We start from the raw sequence: 18,202 nt of genomic DNA on the forward strand, positions 1-18,202 counted from the left end.
CAAGGCGACCGGGCGGATCAGCCGCCAATCCCTGTCGCGATGCCAAGAAGATATTGCAGAGGAACCCATTTTATTAGGCTAAGTAATCCGCATGGACTTATCTGCTCGTGATATAAATGCCCGACGGGAGGTGCCCTATGCAGCGCGATGGCATGAAGGATCTGCTATGGTTCGTGGCGGTCGCGCGGGAGCGCAGCTTCACCAAGGCGGCGGCCAAGCTCGGAACCTCGCAGTCGACCCTGAGTTCGACAATCAAGGAGCTTGAAGCTCGTCTTGGCGTCCGTCTGCTGACACGTACGACGCGGAGCGTCGCGCCGACCGAGGCCGGCGAGCGACTTTTCCAGTCTCTTGTTCCCCGCTTCGAGGAAATCGAAGCCGACCTTGCAAGCCTGGTGGCCTTTCGCGACAAGCCCTCCGGAACGGTCCGTATCACGCTGTCCGACCATGCGCTCCAGACGACCGTCTGGCCGAAGCTGCAGCCTTTGCTCAGCGACTATCCTGACGTGTGCGTCGAACTCTACAGCGACAACGGCATGAAGAACATTGTGGAGGAGCGCTTCGACGCGGGCGTGCGGCTAGGTGAGAGCATCGACAGGGATATGATCGCGGTTAGGATCGGGCCGGATTGGAGGCTCGTGGCCGTGGCTTCGCCGGAGTACTTTTCCCGCCATCCGGTTCCGACCGCGCCCCAGGACCTGGTCGATCATGACTGCATCAATATGCGGCAGGCGACGTTCGGCGGATTATATGCCTGGGAATTCGCCAAGCAAGGCCGCGACCTGCGTGTGCGGGTGCAAGGCCAGCTCACCTTCAATTCGTCCATACCCATGATCGAGGCTGCGATAAGCGGTTTCGGGATCGCCTACGTCCCGGAAAACCTCGTCAACCACCATATCGCCACGGGATGCCTTAGGCTCGTGCTTGACGATTGGAGTCCGCCATTTGCGGGCTATCACCTCTACTACCCGAGCAGGCGACAGCTCTCGCCTGCGATGGCGATGATCGTCGAGGCGCTTCGTCATCGCATCTGACCCCCAAGATTGCGCATTGGCAAATGGGGTCCCGCGCGCAAAGCTTTCGTGGCGCGCTGCTGCCTCAAAAACCCGCAGCGCATTGAGTGAAGGAAACGGATCGACTGTCACTGCCTTGGCGTTGGCTGACCTTCCAACTTCTCGCAAATTGGCCCTCATCCCCCTCCCATTAACCTTTCATTAACCATCCTCCCGCTAGCGTTTACCTCTCAGTAAGGATTCGCCAGCCGTGACCTTTGCCGCCCCCCTCGAGGCCAAATCCATTCGTTTTCGCGCGCGTTCTTTCGTCGCTTTCACGCTGACGCCCGAAGCGCCTTTGGACGTGTGGCTCGAGGGGCTGGATCACTGGATCGGCAACTCGCCGGGCTATTTTGCCGGGCGGCCGGTGGTGCTTGATCTCAACACCTTGAAGCCCGATGTCGCCGCGATCGAATCGCTGGTCGGCGTGCTTGGCCATCGTGGCATCCGCATCTACGCCATCGAGCTCGACGGCCACACCGCACTCGAGCCCAACCTGCCGCCGGTTCTGGTCGGCGCCAAGGAGGCGACGACGGATGGGTTGCTGCCCCGCGAGGCGCGGGCGGAGAGTTTCGACAAGGCCGAGGGCAGGGCGCCTAAACAACTCGCGGACGCGGGTAGCTCGGCCAAGGTCGGCGACGGCAAGGCTGGCGCAAGCAAGGCCGGCGATAGCGAGCCGCAGGTTGCGCAGGAAGTTTCGGGCACGCTGATGGTCAAGTCGCCGATCCGCTCCGGCCAGACGATCGTGCATCCGCATGGCGATGTCATCGTGCTGGGTTCGGTCGCTTCCGGGTCGGAGATCATCGCGGCGGGCTCGATCCATGTCTACGGCACGCTGCGCGGGCGCGCTTCGGCGGGTGCGCTGGGCAACAGGGGCGCGCGCATCTTCTGCCGCAAGAACGAGGCGGAACTGCTGGCGGTCGATGGCTGGTACGTCACCGCCGAGGAGATGGAAGGTGTTTCGCGCGGCAAGCCGGTGCAGGCGTTTCTCGACGGGGACGCGCTGCGGGTTTCGACGCTGAGCTGACTTCGACCGGGCGGCGAGGGCCGCTCGACCAAAAACAAATGAACAACAATGGAGGCTATTCAATGGGCAAGGTAGTGGTGGTCACCTCGGGCAAGGGGGGCGTCGGCAAGACGACCTCGACGGCGGCCCTCGGGGCGGCCGTGGCCAAGACCGGCAAGAAGGTGGCCTTGGTCGACTTTGACGTCGGCCTGCGCAACCTCGACCTGATCATGGGCGCCGAGCGGCGCGTGGTGTTCGACCTCGTCAACGTCATCCAGGGCCAGGCGAAACTCTCGCAGGCGCTGATCCGCGACAAGCGGGTCGAGACGCTGTTCCTGCTGCCGGCCTCGCAGACGCGCGACAAGGATGCGCTGACCGAGGAGGGCGTCGGCGAAGTCATCGACAAGCTGCGCTCGGTGTTCGACTACGTGTTCTGCGACAGCCCGGCCGGCATCGAGCGCGGCGCGCAGCTCGCCATGCGCTTTGCCGACGAGGCGGTCATCGTCACCAATCCGGAAGTGTCGTCGGTGCGCGATTCCGACCGCATCATCGGCCTGCTCGATGCCCGCACCTTGCGGGCCGAGCAGGGCGAGCAGATCGCCAAGCATGTGCTGGTCACGCGCTACGACGCGGCACGCGCCTCGCGTGGCGAAATGCTGTCCATCGATGACGTGCTGGAAATCCTGTCGGTGCCGCTGCTCGGCATCATTCCGGAAAGCCAGGACGTGCTGCGCGCCTCCAACCTCGGTTCGCCGGTGACACTGTCAGAGCCGCTCAATGCGGCCGCCAAGGCCTATATCGACGCCGCCAGGCGGCTGGAGGGCGAGGAATTGCCCGTCATCGTGCCCTTCGAGCGCAAGGGCTTCCTCGATCGTCTTTTGGGAAGGAGGGCGGCATGAACCTGCTCGACATCTTCAAGCGGCGCTCCAGCGCCCCGGTGGCGCGCGAGCGGCTGCAAGTGCTGCTCGCCTACGAGCGCCGCAACCGCAGCCAGCCCGACCTCGTCTCCATCCTGCGCGAGGAGATCATGGCCGTCATCGCCAAGCATGTGCAGATCGACCAGGATTATCTGCAAGTCTCGATGGACCGCGGCGAGACCATGTCGACGCTGGAAATCGACATCCAGATCCCCAACAAGAGCGCCGTGCCGCTGGCCATGGCGGGGTGACTTTACCTCCCCCTTGTGGGGGTCCGAAGGACGGGCGAGACCGGTGGCTCGCCCCGGCAAGTCGATCCGCAAAGCGGATCGGGGTGGGGGTTGGCGCCAGCACCCCCACCCGGACCTGCGGTCCGACCTCCCCACAAGGGGGAGGTGGGGAGCCCAGTCCGCTCCCTCCGAGTGTGGAGCGGCTTCGCCTGCCATCGTTAGGACGTTGATAAGCATTTGGTAATAAAAAGCCGGAAATGAGATGCTGGCTCGATTTGACATGCGCAATGCTGTCGTTCTCGGCGGAGCCATGACATGCGTATCAAGAGCCAGATCATTCTCTCCATGGTGGCCGCCGCGGCCCTGATCGGGCTGGTCGGCGGCGTTGCGATCTTTACGCAGATAGCGGCGACCAAATCGTTGGGGTTGACCGAAGCGACCAACGTCGCGCGGGAATTGGCCGACACCATCGTTTTCAAATCATCCGATGGGACGCCTTCGCTGCTCGAGCGGCCCGAGGCGCTCAAGCAATTTATGGAGCACCAGCACCGCCGCCTGCACCGGGATTTCCTGGTCCTCGACAACAACAAGACCATCCTTGCCCATGCCGCCGACGAAGAGCACCAGGTCGGCGACAAATTCGGTCACGACCCCGGCAACGAAATAGGCCAGACCTTGGCGGACGGCATTCCGCGCAGATTTGTCGACCCGGAGGAAGTGAACGCCATACTGGCCGTTCCGATCGAAAATCCCGAGGATACGATCATCGGCGCCGTGCTGCTGGAATATGACCCCGTTCTGCAGGCCGCCGAACAAAGCACCAACAGCCTGCTCTGGCTGGTTGGCCTCAGCGCGACGGCCGCCGTGCTGGTCGCGGTCGGCTTCGCATGGCTGCTGCTCCGTCGTTTCAGCTCTGGCCTCGGGGACATGATGCGCGGCATGGAAGCGCTGGCGAAAGGCAACGCCATGACGCGCATCAGCCACGCCCGCAACGATGAATTCGGGCAGCTGGCCGATGGTTTCAACACGATGGCGGACCAGCTTGCATCGGCGCGTGCGCATGTCGAGGACATCGTCGAAACGGCTGCCGAAGGCATCGCGGTTCTGAACGGCGACGGCCGCGTCGCCAGCGCCAATCCAGCGGCGGCAACGATGATCGGGCGGCGCGCCGACAAGATCGTCGGGCAGCAATGGGATTCGGTGCTGACGGTTCGCGACCCCAGAGGCGGTGCGTTCGCCGCTGGCGCTTCTCCCATCGAAATGGCGTTAGCCACGGGCCGGCAACACCAGGGCGAAGTGCGCCTGACCAGATCCGACGGCTCGCATCTGCCGGTCATCGCCAGTTGCAGTCCGCTCAGCAGGTCCGAAGGCGGCCTGGTCCTCACGCTCAACGACATCAGCGAGCTGCGCCGCGCGGAAGGAGTGGTCAACGAGCGTGCCGATCAGCTGGCGCTCCTCAACCGCGAGCTGCACGACAAGTCCGAGACCACGACCCGTCTGGTGAAGCTTGGCGAACTGCTGCAGGCCTGCGTCACCTTCCCGGAAGCGTTCTCGGTGGTCGGCACGGCCATGGCCGAGTTCCTCGGTGGCTTGAGCGGAACCGTCCACTTGACCAGCGCGTCGCGCAACCTGGTGGAAGAGATGGCGCATTGGGGCGACGTCCGCTCGAGCGCCACGCAATTCGCGCCGGAAGACTGCTGGGCGCTCAGGCGCGGCCAGGAACATGTCGCTGGCCCCGGCATGCTCACGCCGCGCTGCGCGCATATCACCGAGAACGGCAAGAAGGGCTATGTCTGCATGCCTCTGGCGGCCCAAGGCGAGACGCTGGGCATCCTTCATCTGTGCGAGCCGAATGCGGCCGAGAAGCCACAATGGCTGACTGAAAGACAGCAGATCCTGCGCGGTGTCGTCGACACGCTGGCGCTCGCCCTGGCCAATCTGCGCCTGCGCGAGACGCTGCGGCAGCAGTCGATCCGCGATCCGAACACCAGTCTGTTCAACCGGCGATATCTCGAGGAGACGAGCAGCCGCGAACTGCGCCGGATGGAGCGCTCGGGCCAGCCGCTGGTGATCATCATGCTCGATGTCGACCATTTCAAGCAGTTCAACGATACGTTCGGCCACGAAGCCGGCGATCTCGTCCTGAAGCAGGTCGCCGCCACCTTGATCGAGCACGCCAGGGATAGCGATGTCGTGTCGCGCTACGGCGGCGAGGAGTTTGCCCTGGTCATGCCGGGAAGCTCGGTCCAGGAAGGTGCCGAGCGGGCGGAAGCGCTGCGCCAGGCAATCAGGAAGCTTCATTTGACGCATCGCGGCCGAACGCTGGGCACCGTCACAGCCTCGTTCGGTGTCGCCGCCTACCCCGAGCATGGCGTGGGCTGGGCCGAATTGACCAACGCCGCGGATCACGCGCTCTACGAGGCCAAGGGTAGTGGGCGCGACCGCGTCGCCATCGCGCTGGGCAACGCGTCCGGCGAGCGACCTCCGATCCAGTTGGTACCAGCCCCGAAAAGCAGCTGAGACCGTTTGGGGTAGAGCACTCGGCCCGGCCCGCGATAGTCATCCTGCGCCTGCCAAGAGGGATCAGGCAAGTTCTCTCTGCCCTCGAGGTCTCGCGCGCGGGCTCTTCCTGAGCGGCCGCGGTCTTGCCGTCCTTCAGACCTCCACACTGTCAGAGGATCCGGCTCTTTTCGGCTGCGTCATTGGTTGTTCGGGCTATTTCAACCCCCAAATGTCCCAAATTTACCTTTGTGCCGACGGGGCTTCCCCTGCGCAAGCAGCGGATGTAAGGATATATTAGCAATTTGTTAAGTTCGAAGCGAGGTATGCGTAAGGGGAGTTTGGTGATGAACTTCAGAGGCCTGATCAAGCGTGCTGAAGACGTGGATAAAGCGATCCAGGACCTGCAGATCGATTTGGCGGACGCGCTGGATGCAAGTCTCGACGCCGACGATCTGGTGCCGTCGGAGAGCGACGATGTGCCGGATGCCCAGGCGGCACCCGATGACGGGCCACCCCAGGCCGACGCGGCAAATGACGACAACGCCAGCAAGGCCGACGCCGCGGGCGATGCGGACAGTTCCGAAACCGCGCCACGACTGACGGCCCATACACAGACCCGGCTGGCTGCATTGAGCGCCTTCGAGGGTCTCTTCCATGACGCCAGGGACTATCTGGAGGAGATCAACGACAAGCTGTCGGAGATCGGCACCTCACACCATCTGACGCGTGAATTCCTCAACATCCTGCACAGCGACATCCTGCGCGCCAACGAGCTGGAGGTTGCCAATGCCGCTCTGGCCGCCGAACAGAGGGCGCTGTCGGAGAAGCTGCACGATGCGACGAGAAAATTGCGCGAGCGTGACGGCGCTTTCGAAGCGCTGCAGCAGCGCGAGACAAGCCTGGTTCAGGACCGGGAGACGCTTCGTGCGGCACTTGCCGCGGTAAGGCTGGAACTGGTGGAGACAGCCAATGCGAGCGCCAAACGTGAAGCGGAGTTCGGCGACATCGCCAAGCGGCTGACCGCCAGGACGGTCGAGGCCAACAGGCGCTTGCGCGAAAGCAAGATGCTGCGCGAAAAGCACGTCAACCTCTCGATCGAACTCGACAAGGCGCTGAAGCGGGAATCGCAGGCGCGCCACAGGCTCGACGAGCTCTCGACGATCCATGCCAGCGAAGCAGCGCGGCTGGCGGAGCTGCTGGCCGCGCTCGGCAAGAGCGACAAAGAGGAGATGCGGCTCCAGAAGTCGCTCGAGGCCGCACAGGCGAAGCTGTCGGAAACGAACGAAGCAGCACGCATGATGGAAGGCGACAAGGAAGCCGAGCTGGCTCGCAGCCAGGCGGAAATGCGCGGGTTGAGCTCGGAGATCCAGAACCTGCAATCGCGGCTGGAGCAAACCTCGACCGAAAACAGCGAAGCCGCAGGCGAGATCGCCAGGCTCAAGAGCGAACTGAACGATGCCTTGGCCGAAAAGAAGATCGCCGATGAAAGATTGTCCGCGCTGACCCAGGAGAGCGAAAGCGACAAGATGAGTCTTTCCAAGGTGAACGCCAACCTTTCTCAGCTGACGCTGCAACAGGCGTCCGAACAGATACAGTTCGACGTGCAGAGGCAGGAATGCGAGGACCTCAAAGCTGAAATCGCATCGCTCAATGCCCGCATCAAGGAACTGCTGCCCTACGAGCGGCTCCACAAGGCCACCAATGGCAGGCCGCGCGAGGACGGCGTGGTCGAGATAGCCGGGGCGATGGCGAAGAAAGCACGGACGACGGGCAGGCGGCGCATGCGCAGGAATGTCGGCGCCGCTAGCTGAAGTGTGGCGCTGAAGGGCTTCAGGTGACCCGCTTCAGGTCTTTTGTGCATGGGAGGCCGGCACCTCACCCGGAGAGTAAGCCCAATGGGGCACCGGCCAGGCGGATCGACAGGTCCGCCGCACAGGCAAGGTAGCGCGCCTCGGTCCCGCACGGCATTGGTGCGATCACGGAAGGTGCCAGCGGCACTTCCCCAAGCTTCTGATTCGAACCTTTGCGACGGCCCGCCGGCCGGAGGCTGCAAACACGCCCGGGAAACGATCGCGGCCGGCCCGGTGCCTCCTCAGTCGAGCGGCTCGTGCTGATAAAGCTCGTCCATGCTGAGCGAGGCCAGGGCGCCGAAAGGGGCCTGCTTTTTCACGCGGCCGCCGCTCAGGATGACCACGTCGTCGCAGAACGAGATTGTGCTGTGGTGGTGGCTGATGACGATAGTCGTGCGGCGGCCGGCTCTCGACTTCAGGGTCTCGACGATGGCCGCTTCCGACAGCCCGTCCACCGCATTGGTGGCTTCGTCCAGGATGAGGAGATCGGGATCGCGGACCAGGGCTCTCGCCAAGGCGATCCGCTGCCTCTGTCCCGCCGACAGATTGACGCCCCTGTAGCCGACCAGCGTCTCGTAGCCCTGAGGCAGCCTTTCGATGAACTCGTGCGCTTCGGCCAGTCTTGCGGCGGCCTCGGCGTCGCCGGCTGTCGCCGTATCCTGCCCGTAGGTTATGTTTTCAAAAATGCTGCCATCGACCAATTCCAGTTCCTGACTGGCCAGGGCGATGTGCCGTCGCCACTGGCTGGCGTCGATCCCGTCGAGCGGCGATCCATCGACGAGGATGCTGCCAGTGTCCGGTTCGACGAAGCGGCACAGGAGATTGACGATCGTCGTTTTGCCGGCGCCCGAGCGGCCGATCAGCGCCGTCGAGCGGCCGCCGCGGATTTCGAATGTCGCCGCATGCAGCACGACCTCGCGCCGGTCCGTACCGGAATAGGTGAATGTCACATCGTCGAACTTGATGCCCTGGCGCAGGCCGTGGAACGGCTCGTCGCCTTGCGGCGGTTGCGGCTTGCCGGCGGGATCCAGCAGCCATGTCACCTCTTCGAGCGATCCGCTCAGGCCCTGCAGCTGGCTCCACGACCCCTGCAGGGCCCGCATATGCGGCTGCAGCCTGTAGAGCAGGATGACGAAGGCGATGATCAGCGGGAAACTCACCTGCGCCAGCCAGGCGCCGATCACCACCGCCAGGAACAGCATGGCGTGGAGAACCTCCGTCAGCGGCGGCAGCGCTCCCTGGCGCACGAGCAGCGCGAAGGAGGCGCGGCGAACCGCATCCGACGCCGTGTCGAATATCGCCTTTTCCCGGTTCTCCTGTCCGAAGATGCGGATCAGCCGTCCGGCATGCACAAGGTGAAGCATCTGCGAGGCGAGGTGGCCGTTGCGCGAAGCGACGCTGCGGCTGGGCTCCTTCAGATTGGCAGAGAGGATGGCGTGCGCGATCTGGACGAGCGCCAGTCCGAGCGTGACCAGAAGCGTCATGCGCCACGAAAGCAGCAACAGGAAAGCCAACAGGATGATGGCGGCCGATGCGCTGACGATGGCCGACAGCATGATCTGGATCGCATCGGAGGCCCGCCAGGATTCGTTGGAGATGATGTTGAGCAGGCGTCCGGGGCTTTGCCGCAGGAAGAATGGGTAGCCGACCCGCAACAGCTGCTCCGACAGGGCGCTGCGGATCGAATGGCTTGCCTTGCCGGAGATGAAGGTCGTCAGCAGCGTGTTGGCGAAGGCGAAGACGTTCTTCAGGATGATCGAGCCGAGGATGGCGACCGAAATGACGATCAGCCGGTCGCGCTCGCTCAAGCCCGATCCGACATGCTGGAGGACAGCGGAGAAGCCGCCCATTCCGGCCGCATCCCCATGTCCCATGATGATGCCCAGCAACGGGATGATCAGGCCGATGCCGAACCCTTCGAGGACGGCGCTGAGCAGGCCGAGTACCACCACCGCCGGAAGCAGGCGCAGTTGCCGCTTTCCGAACGCCCGGAACAGCATCGGCAGGCTTGGCGGCAGCATCGGCATTATAGCGTTTCACCTCGCCTGGGCATTGGCTTGCTGATCTTGCCGCACTGGCTCGGCCCGCGGCCGTCTGGCCAGAAGGAGAACCGCGAACCTGGCCGCGCCGAGCAAATTCATGGCGACGATCGGCCAGTGCGGCAGGTTGAGTTCACGATCGAAGGCGGGTCCTCCCGCCAATTCCCTGATAGCCCCTCTTGCGGCCCAGTAGAAATGGCGAAGCAGCCAGGGCGCGTGGCGAACATGCTTCAGGCAGAGCCCGCCATTGCCCAGGCTGTAGTCGCGGTGCAGCTTCTCGATGGCTTTGCGATCCCGCCGGCCATGATGATGGAATATCGTCATATCAGGCACATACTCGACTGCGATGCCGAGCAGCATCGCCCGCACGAGGTAATCGGTATCCTCGGCCGACCGCATTGGTCCGCCGGCGCCGAAGCGTTCGTCGAAATAGCCGATGCGGGCCGTGACATCGCGGTGCATCGTCATGTTGCAGCCCAGCACAAAACCGCCGGGATGAACATCCGGCGTCAGCCGCTCGCGCACCCACGAGCGCTTGATGGTGAACGGCAAATCCCTGGCATCGCCAAGCTCGACACGGCCTCCCCGGATGAGCCATCGTTCCCCGGACGCATAGTGTCGCTCCAGATCGCGCAAATAGTCGCAATGGACGGCGCAATCATCGTCGACGAAGACCAGCACACGGCCGCGCGCACGCCTCAGCCCGGCGTTGCGCGCGGCCGCCAGCCCGGGGCGCGGCTCGCAGACCGGCGTGAACGGAATGTCCGACGCAGCGGCGATGCTGGCCAGGCGTTCGGCCGTGCGGTCGCTCGAACCATTGTCGACCACCACGAGTTCGGCCGCGAAGCCGGCATGTGCGCGGCACGCGGCTTGCACCGACTTGATACAGGCATCGAGCACGGCGACGCGGTTGCGCGTGCAGATGATGAAGCTGACTTCCGGCGCCGATCGTTCCGGGCGGGGACCGGCCGGGGCAGGGCCAAGCGCCGTCGAACGATCGCGCTGCAGAGGTTGGTTGGCTTTGACGATCATGCCTTTAACTCAACCGATGAGACGCCAGAACCGCCGCGGCGGGCGCGGATTTGAAGAAGTACGCCATGGCATCGGCTTGTCTGGCGGCCGACAGCGAGGCGAGGCTGAGCCAGGGCGCCCAGGCGCCGGGCCGCAGCGCATATTGCTCGCGGCGCCGGATGACGTTCCATTTCGCGGTCCGCGTCAGCAATTCATGCGTCAACGCCGGCTGCTTTTTGTCGGCGACGAGCTGGTAGAGGAAATAGAACAGGTTCAGCGCGCCAGCCTCGAAGCTCGGCCGCGTCGCCGCCGGCAGCGAGCGGATTTCCTCCTCCAGCGCGACGATGAAGCTGGCCGCACGGGCGACCGTGTCGTGGCTGACCGCATCGCCGATGTCGCGCAGGTCCCGCGTGGCCTGCGCCAGGCCCTCGCGCTCAAGGTTCTCGGCGACGATCCGCAAATGCGTCCTGCGCATCTCCGTGAAGTGCCGGCTGGTCACGCTTGCCTGATGGACGCGGTAGACGACCAGGTTTTCGGGCATCATGGCTGCCGGGTAGCGGCTGGCCAGCCGCCTGAAAAGATCGAAGTCCTCGGCGTGCCTGTAGGTCTGGTCGTAGTGGAGAACGCCGTCGTCGATGACCTTCCTGTTGTAGACGACCGTCGGGTGCATGAAGATCGTGAAGAACATCGCCAATACAGGGATGCGGCCGAACTGGAACACCGGATCCGGCCTGCCGATGGCGATGCGGCCGCGGATCAACATGTCGACGCCGGCGCCGCAGAAGCCCAGTTCGGGCCGCCGCTCGAACAGCGCCACCTGGCGCGACAGACGCCAGGGATAGGCGACGTCGTCGGCGTCCATCCGCGCGACCAGTTCGCCCCGGGCGAGCGCCAGCCCTTCGTTGAGCGTCGCGACAAGGCCGCGGTTTTCGCGCGAGACGATCGAAATGCGGCTGTCGGCCTTTTGGCAGCGCTCGAGTATCTCGAGCGAATTGTCGGTCGAACCGTCATCGATCGCGATGATCTCCAGGCGGCCGTAGTCCTGTCGCAGGATGCTTCCCAGCGCGGCGGCGAGATAGGGACCGGCATTGTAGACCGGCAACAGGACGGAGACGAGCGGCGGGGCGGTCATCGTCTTGTATCCGTGCGCTGGAATTCGAGCGCCGGTGTGCGGCCATCGGGCGGTCCGACGGCTGCCGTCGCGAGCCAGCCGCCATGGCTGCCCTGTGCGGGGCGGGTGCGCGCGACATAGGGGAAGTGGCGCTTGAGGCTGTTGAGCGGCCTCTCGAAAACCACCCAGGAAATCCAGGCCGCGACAATCGTGGCGGCGCTCGCAACCAGGAATCGCCCTGGCCCTTGCTCCGAGACGTTGAGCGGAATCCAGGGCTGCGCCTTGACGGCGAGCGACAGCAATATCGGATGGTAGAGATAGACACCGTAGCTGATGCGGCCGAGGCCAAGCAGCGGCGGCAGTTCGGCAAGCTTGCCAAGGGGGCCGCCAAGGCCGCGCGAACAGGCGGCTACGATGACCATCAGTGGCACCAGGGGCAGGACTTCTCGCAGCACCCAGCGGGCCCATTCCAATGTCGGATCGGCGGGCTCTGGGACTAACCACTCAATCGCCAGGAATGCGGCGGCGAAGGCAGGCCAGCCCAGCCGCATCCAGTGCGGCAGGCCGGCGCCCCTAAAATGCCAGCAGGCAAGCAGCGCGCCCGAAGCCAGCGCGTCCATGGATGCCGGCGGCAGCAGGTCGCGCGCCAGCGCCGGCGTGGCAGTGATCGGCCAATAGAAGCGATAGGCCAGCGACAGTGCGATGACGGCGATGCAGATGGCCTCGAAGCGGCGGCGTGGGGCCAGCAGGACGACCAGCGGCCAGGCAAGATAGAACTGCTCCTCGATGCTCAGGCTCCAGAAATGGCCCAGCACCCAAGGGTTCCAGTTATTGTGCTGCGCATACCAGAAGTTCGACAGATAAAGCGCATGCCAGACCAGCGATCCTCTGGATTGATCCAGGTCAACCAGCCAGACGAAACCCAGGACGGCAAAATAGGGCGGGAATATCCGCAACATCCGCCTGATGTAGAAGGAGCGCAGCGCGGGGCCGGTTTCGAATTCGGTGGCCGAACGCGCCTCCAGCAGCAGGCGCGTGATCAGGAAGCCGCTCAGCACGAAAAACAGCCGCACGCCGATATGGCCCCAGAACGAAGGTCCCTCCGCGAAGAAATGGGAATACAACACCATCGTTACGGCGATGGCTCTCAACGCATCAAGTTGGATGTCACGGGCGCTTCCCATCAGCGGCTTCCGCGGCATTGATGTCCGCGACGTATCCGCCAGCCGGTCGTTTCGGGCACCAGGCGGACGAGATCCGCCAGGGCACCGGCACCGTCAAACCTTCGCTTTGCGGGTCCGATCGAGCCGGGCTCGAAATCGACGGACGAACAGCACAAATTGGTCAACGTGCCGGAATCCTCCACAGGGTATGTCCAGTCGCAAACGAACCCCAAAGGAATGGTTCGGCCACCCTATTGTGCGGCGCAACACAAAAAATCTACCGGGATGAAATACTTATGTGAGCAAGCGCTAAAGATTCCTGCTTCGGCTGATTGGGAGGACGTCGTAGGCTGACGCAATAAAATAGGCCTAATCTTTTGTTAAACCAGGCGAAATTTCGGAGTCTGTGTTTTTTGCCGAGTGGATTGGCTCTGGTTACGCCGAGAAATGGGCTGGAACCATTGGCTTTGCGCGGTGCAGCATCGTCGCCGTCTTTTTCTTGCCGCAAGGCTCACTGCTCCCGAGGCAGGCCTTCCGTCCAACGGGAACTCGCACGTAACGCCCCTCACACTGCCTCGAACACCACCGTCTGTTCCAGCCCGCCGCCTCGGCGGTTTTGCAGCGTCACGATGCCGCCGTAGCGCTCGATGATTTCCTTGGCGATGGCGAGGCCAAGACCGGCTCCGGGGACGGATTGCAGGCGGCCGGGGTCGACGCGGAAGAAGGGCTCGAACGCCTTGTTCAGGAGTTCCGTGGGTATGCCCGGGCCATGGTCAGATATGGTCAGCACGGCGCGATTGTCGGCTGCGGCCAGGTCGATGCGGCACGCCTTGCCATGGGTGGCGGCGTTGACGATCAGGTTGCGCAAGGCGCGGCGCAGGCCAAGCGCGCCGGCCCGCACGCAAACCTTGTCCAGGTGCCCGATCGAGACGGCATGGCCGAGCGATACCATCTCGGCTTCGATATCGCGCACCGTCTTTGCCAGGTCGACCGGTTCGACGGCGTCCTGGTTCACTTCTTCGCGCACCAGGCGGATGGCGCTATCGGCGATGCGGTCGAGCTCGTCGAGGTCGTGAAGCCATTTGTCGCGTTCGTCGTCGAGGAATTCGGCGCGCAGCCGCATGCGCGTCATCGGCGTTCGCAGATCATGGCCGGCGGCGGCGACCAGCCGCATTCGGCTTTCCATGGCGGTCCGCAGCCGCGACGAGAGCTGGTTCAGCGCATGCGCGGTGGCCTTGACCTCGGCCGAGCCCACTTCCGGCACCGCCGCCAGCACGCCGTCCGATCCGATCTTGGAGACGGCGGCCTCCAGCATCTCGAGCGGGCGGATCAGCACCGAGGTGAAATAGACCGACACCGCCGTGGCGCCGGCGACGATCAGCGAGATCCAGCCGGCCAAGACCAGCCATTCGCGCCTTGGCGGCTTGAGATGCGGCACCTCCATGATCGCCCAGCGGCGGTCAGGCAGGTGCATCGATGCGATCTGGCCGGGTTCGTCCGTCTTCTCGTTGACGACCGCCGGAAAGTCGAGGCCACGGCGGTGCAGGATGTCGTTGAGCATCGCCGTTTCCGCACTAGCCACCTTGCCGCCCGCCGGATGGTCGGCGAATTGCACCCGCAGGACGTCGGGGATCGGCCCCGGCAAAAGCCGCACCACCAGTTCCATCTGTTGGGCAATCCAGGGCACGGTCAGTTCCGGCGGCGGTCCGCCGCCGCGCACGCTGATGACGGCGGCCGTCGCCAGGCCGACGACGCCGACGATCGAGGCGACCAGCAGCAGGATGAGACGGCGGCGCAGCGAATTCACGCGTGGCTCTCCAAGGTCTCGACGCGCGCGGTGAGTTGGTAGCCGCCATTACGCACGGTCTTGAACAGCGGCCCGTCGCCGGTGTCGGAAAATTTCCGGCGCAGCCGGCTCACCAGCACATCGACCGAACGCTCCAGCGGGTCGCGCTCGCGGCCTTGCGTCAGGTCGAGAAGCTGGTCGCGCGATAAAAGCCGGCCGGGGCGGTCGAGAAACACCTGCAAGAGGTCGAACTCGGCGCCCGTAAGGTCGACGGCCACGCCTTGTGCATCCGTCACCTTGCGGGTGTCCGGCTCCAGCCTGTAGCCGGCGAAGCGGTAGGTACGCGCGCGAGGGGAGGCGGGCGCCTCCTCGGGAGCCGAGCGCCTGAGCACGGCGCGGATGCGGGCAATGAGCTCACGCGGGTTGAACGGCTTGCCGAGATAGTCGTCGGCGCCGAGTTCCAGGCCGATGATGCGGTCGACATCTTCTTTCAGCGCCGTCAGCAGGATGACCGGGATATGCGGCTTGCGGTCACGCAAGGCCCGGCAGATATCGAGCCCCGAGCCGTCCGGCAGCATGACGTCGAGCACGATCAGGTCGAACTGGCCCGCGCCCAGCCTCTGTTCGCATTCGCGCCGGTCCGCCGCAGCTGTGACACGAAAGCCCTGGCTGTCGAGATAGCGCTGGAGAAGCGTCCTGATCTCGCGGTCGTCGTCGACGACGAGGATATGGGGTTGTGACTGCATGACCGTGCCCTTGCCTTGGCCGCGATTATAGGGAGAGCCGCGTCCAAGCGGCACGGAAAATTGCAACTGAATGTTTCCGGCAGGCCGTGGGAAACATTCAGTTACAAATTGCCCTCTTGCGGAAACCTTCGGCAATACGCCGACGCGAAGCGGACAAATACGCTTCCTATCCTCTCATTTGTCCGAAGCATGAGAGAAAGGAACACCGTCATGCGAAGCAGACTTCTTGCGCTCGGCCTGTTTTCCGTCGCCGCAATTCACCCCGTGCTGGCGACACAGCGCGATCCGGGTGCCGCCCCCGGCGAGCCGCCACCGGTCATGGCCCAGCAGAGTGGGGCAATGCAGGATGGACCCGATCATGGCCCGATGGCCGGACCCGGCCCGCACGGGCCGATGCGGCATGGTCCGCAGGGTTTTGGCCCGCGAGGTTTTGAACCGGAAGGCTTTGGCCCCCGCCGCATGGGTCCGCCGCCGGAATTCATGCTGGCCGCCCGGCTGGCAGCGCTCGAGACCCGCGTCGGCATCCGCTCCGAACAGCTCGACGCCTGGCGCGACTACACCAGCGCGCTGCAGGCCGTGCTGGCGCCGCCACGGCCCGATCATGGGCGGCCCGGTGGTCCTGATGGCTCCGGCAGTCCTGAAGCGAAGGGCTCCGACTCAGCCGGCCCTGACGGCAAGCGCGATCCCTTCGCCTTCCAGGAAAAACTGGCCGACGACGTCACGGCCCGCGCGGTTTCGGCCGGCAAGCTGAAAGACGCGATCGCGGCACTGCGCGCCAAGCTGACGCCCGAACAGCTCGAAATCCTCGCTTCGGCGGAACGTCCCCACGGACCACCCCCCGGTCCCTGGGGCGGTCCGCCGGATGATGCAGCCGGCCCCCGAGGTCTGCCCAACGATGGCAGTCCGCCGCCCCAGCCCGGGAACGGCTGAGAACTCTGACCGGCTGCGCCGGCCGGCCCGGTACCCAACCCGTTCTCGGGCCGGCCGGTCTCTTTCAGGGATGGCGGGCGTATCTTCGCCATCCCTGTTTTTCAAATCATGCCCAGTTCAAATCAAACGGAAGCACGACGATGTGGGAAGCCATGATACTGCTGCGGCTGCTCGCGTCCGCCAGCCCGAGATTGTCACTCGACCATGCCGGACGCGGCCTGCCACTGGCTCTGCCGGCCGACACGCTGAAGGGCGCGATCCGCCTGCGCTTCGCCGCCTGGCGGGTGTCGCTTCCGCTCTCGCAGCCGCTCGACAATCATGGACATCATGACCGCAAGATCGCGTGAACTCCGGCAAGGCGCTTGGCATGTCCTCGCTGATCGGCATAATGATGTCGGTGGGCATCGCGGCCAGCTACTCGACCTTCGAGCAGCTCCGGCCGACGAGAAGGAGCGCGACATGAGCCGCTTCGAAGCATTGCTCGTCGCCGCCCGCCGACGGGTGCGGCCTATCATCATATGGATCGGCATGCCCCTCGACCAAGCGGTCCATTGCCAGCGCGTACGCAACTCCAGGGAAAGATCCAGGCCATGATTTCCAAGTCTAGCCAGCCTCGTTTTTCGGCACGCCGTCTGGCGCCCTGGGCCGCGATGTTCGCCGCCACTCTTCTGCTGGCGGCCTGCTCGCAGGAGAGCAGCGCCCCCGCCGGCATGGGCGCGCCCGGCAAACCGGAAGTCGGTGTCGTCACCTTGCATCCGCAATCGGTGGCGATCACCGCCGAACTGTCGGGACGCACCGCGGCCTCGCTGGTTGCCGAGGTGCGCCCGCAAGTGAACGGCATCATCCAGCAGCGCCTGTTCAAGGAGGGCAGCGAGGTGGCGGCGGGACAGCCGCTCTACCTCATCGATCCGGCGAGCTACAAGGCGTCGTATGACAGCGCGGTCGCCGCACAGCAGAAGGCGCAAGCGGCGGTGCCCACCGCACAGGCCAAGTTCGACCGTTATGCCGGTCTGTTGAAGCAGAACGTTGTTTCCAAACAGGATTATGACGATGCCGCCGCCACGCTGGCGCAGGCGCAAGCCGATGTCGCCTCGGCCAAGGCCAGTGCCGAGACGGCGCGCATCAGCCTCGACCGGACCTCGATCACCGCGCCGATCGCCGGCCGCATCGACAAGTCCACGCTGACGCCGGGTGCGCTGGTGACCGCCAACCAGGACACTGTGCTGACCACCATCCGTGCCCTCGATCCGATCAATGTCGACGTCACACAGTCGAGCACCAACCTGCTCAATCTGCGCCAGGCGATCTCGGAAGGGCGGCTGAAGTTCAGCGGCCCCAATGTCAGCGTCAAGCTGAAGCTCGAGAACGGCACCATCTACACACAGACCGGCAAGCTGGAATTCGCCGGCGCCAATGTCGACCAGACCACCGGCACCTTCGCGCTCAGGGCCGAATTCCCCAATCCAGACCGCCTGCTTTTGCCCGGCATGTATGTGCGGGCGCTGGTCGAGGAGGGCGTCGCGCAGAATAGTTTCCTGGTGCCGCAGCGCGCCGTCAGCCGCAACACCAAGGGCGAGGCCACCGCCATGGTCATCAATGCGCAGGGCAAGGTCGAGACGCGCGTGCTCGCAGTGCGCAACAGCGTCGGCAACAACTGGCTGGTGGATTCGGGTGTCGGCGACGGCGACCGCGTCATCGTCGAGGGCATGCAGCTGGTGCGCCCCGGCGGCGACGCGACGGGCGTCGAAGTGACGATCGACGAGACGACAGGCGAGGTCAAGGACCGCGGGCAGGGCACTTCCGCCGCGCCCGCCGTGTCCAACGCTGCCAAACCGGCGCCTGCCGCCGCGACCGGGAACTGA

Annotated in this window: 15 protein-coding genes; 9 read left to right on the forward strand and 6 right to left on the reverse strand. The window is 64.6% G+C overall.

Features of this window, described 5'->3' with window-relative positions; all coding sequences use genetic code 11:
• The first annotated feature begins 137 nt into the window (after window positions 1-137).
• The 6 genes from NKJ37_RS13530 to NKJ37_RS13555 all read left to right on the forward strand — a co-directional run bounded on the left by NKJ37_RS13530 (window position 138) and on the right by NKJ37_RS13555 (window position 7,515).
• Window positions 138-1,031 (forward strand): LysR family transcriptional regulator, encoded by an 894-nt coding sequence (locus NKJ37_RS13530; protein ID WP_352554580.1) that lies wholly within the window; start codon window positions 138-140, stop codon window positions 1,029-1,031.
• A 229-nt stretch (window positions 1,032-1,260) separates the two neighbouring features.
• Window positions 1,261-2,076 (forward strand): septum site-determining protein MinC, encoded by an 816-nt coding sequence (minC, locus tag NKJ37_RS13535; RefSeq protein ID WP_352774033.1) that lies wholly within the window; start codon window positions 1,261-1,263, stop codon window positions 2,074-2,076.
• A 62-nt stretch (window positions 2,077-2,138) separates the two neighbouring features.
• Window positions 2,139-2,954 (forward strand): septum site-determining protein MinD, encoded by an 816-nt coding sequence (gene minD / locus NKJ37_RS13540; protein WP_127296957.1) that lies wholly within the window; start codon window positions 2,139-2,141, stop codon window positions 2,952-2,954.
• Window positions 2,951-3,223 carry a cell division topological specificity factor MinE gene (minE, locus tag NKJ37_RS13545; RefSeq protein WP_024501686.1) on the forward strand — a complete coding sequence of 91 codons (273 nt, stop codon included), beginning with the start codon at window positions 2,951-2,953 and terminating at the stop codon, window positions 3,221-3,223. The genes minD and minE overlap by 4 nt, the downstream gene beginning before the upstream one ends.
• A gap of 294 nt (window positions 3,224-3,517) precedes the next feature.
• A complete protein-coding gene (locus tag NKJ37_RS13550) occupies window positions 3,518-5,722 on the forward strand; it encodes a sensor domain-containing diguanylate cyclase (protein WP_352441818.1) in 2,205 nt (734 codons plus the stop codon).
• Window positions 5,723-6,048: 326 nt separating this feature from the next.
• On the forward strand, window positions 6,049-7,515 hold the full coding sequence (locus tag NKJ37_RS13555) for a coiled-coil domain-containing protein (protein WP_352774036.1): 1,467 nt from the start codon (window positions 6,049-6,051) through the stop codon (window positions 7,513-7,515).
• 281 nt (window positions 7,516-7,796) lie between these two features.
• On the opposite strand, the gene NKJ37_RS13560 is transcribed toward NKJ37_RS13555, so the two are convergent.
• From NKJ37_RS13560 to NKJ37_RS13585, 6 genes are all read right to left on the reverse strand, one after another.
• Window positions 7,797-9,581: an ABC transporter ATP-binding protein gene (locus NKJ37_RS13560; protein ID WP_352774038.1), complete on the reverse strand. Its 1,785-nt coding sequence runs from the start codon at window positions 9,579-9,581 to the stop codon at window positions 7,797-7,799.
• A gap of 9 nt (window positions 9,582-9,590) precedes the next feature.
• The gene (locus tag NKJ37_RS13565) at window positions 9,591-10,625 is read right to left on the reverse strand and encodes a glycosyltransferase family 2 protein (RefSeq protein ID WP_352774040.1); all 1,035 of its coding nucleotides are present in this window, start codon (window positions 10,623-10,625) and stop codon (window positions 9,591-9,593) included.
• A gap of 4 nt (window positions 10,626-10,629) precedes the next feature.
• Window positions 10,630-11,736, reverse strand: a complete 1,107-nt coding sequence (locus NKJ37_RS13570) for a glycosyltransferase family 2 protein (RefSeq protein WP_352774042.1) — start codon at window positions 11,734-11,736, stop codon at window positions 10,630-10,632.
• Window positions 11,733-12,899 carry an acyltransferase family protein gene (locus tag NKJ37_RS13575; protein WP_352774044.1) on the reverse strand — a complete coding sequence of 389 codons (1,167 nt, stop codon included), beginning with the start codon at window positions 12,897-12,899 and terminating at the stop codon, window positions 11,733-11,735. The genes NKJ37_RS13570 and NKJ37_RS13575 overlap by 4 nt, the downstream gene beginning before the upstream one ends.
• A gap of 544 nt (window positions 12,900-13,443) precedes the next feature.
• Window positions 13,444-14,685 (reverse strand): ATP-binding protein, encoded by a 1,242-nt coding sequence (locus tag NKJ37_RS13580; RefSeq protein ID WP_352774046.1) that lies wholly within the window; start codon window positions 14,683-14,685, stop codon window positions 13,444-13,446.
• Entirely contained in the window at window positions 14,682-15,410 is a 729-nt protein-coding gene (locus NKJ37_RS13585; RefSeq protein WP_352774048.1) for a response regulator, read from the reverse strand. Before NKJ37_RS13585 ends, NKJ37_RS13580 begins: the two co-directional genes overlap by 4 nt.
• Window positions 15,411-15,620: 210 nt before the next feature.
• On the opposite strand from NKJ37_RS13585, the gene NKJ37_RS13590 reads away from it, so the two are divergent.
• From NKJ37_RS13590 to NKJ37_RS13600, 3 genes are all read left to right on the forward strand, one after another.
• Window positions 15,621-16,340, forward strand: coding sequence for a hypothetical protein (locus NKJ37_RS13590; protein ID WP_352774050.1), 720 nt, complete (start codon window positions 15,621-15,623; stop codon window positions 16,338-16,340).
• Between the two features lie 140 nt (window positions 16,341-16,480).
• Window positions 16,481-16,687 carry a hypothetical protein gene (locus NKJ37_RS13595; RefSeq protein ID WP_352611136.1) on the forward strand — a complete coding sequence of 69 codons (207 nt, stop codon included), beginning with the start codon at window positions 16,481-16,483 and terminating at the stop codon, window positions 16,685-16,687.
• 243 nt (window positions 16,688-16,930) lie between these two features.
• Window positions 16,931-18,202, forward strand: a complete 1,272-nt coding sequence (locus NKJ37_RS13600; RefSeq protein ID WP_502901996.1) for an efflux RND transporter periplasmic adaptor subunit — start codon at window positions 16,931-16,933, stop codon at window positions 18,200-18,202.

The sequence above is a fragment of the Mesorhizobium sp. M0140 genome, assembly GCF_040322475.1.
Lineage (GTDB): Bacteria > Pseudomonadota > Alphaproteobacteria > Rhizobiales > Rhizobiaceae > Mesorhizobium.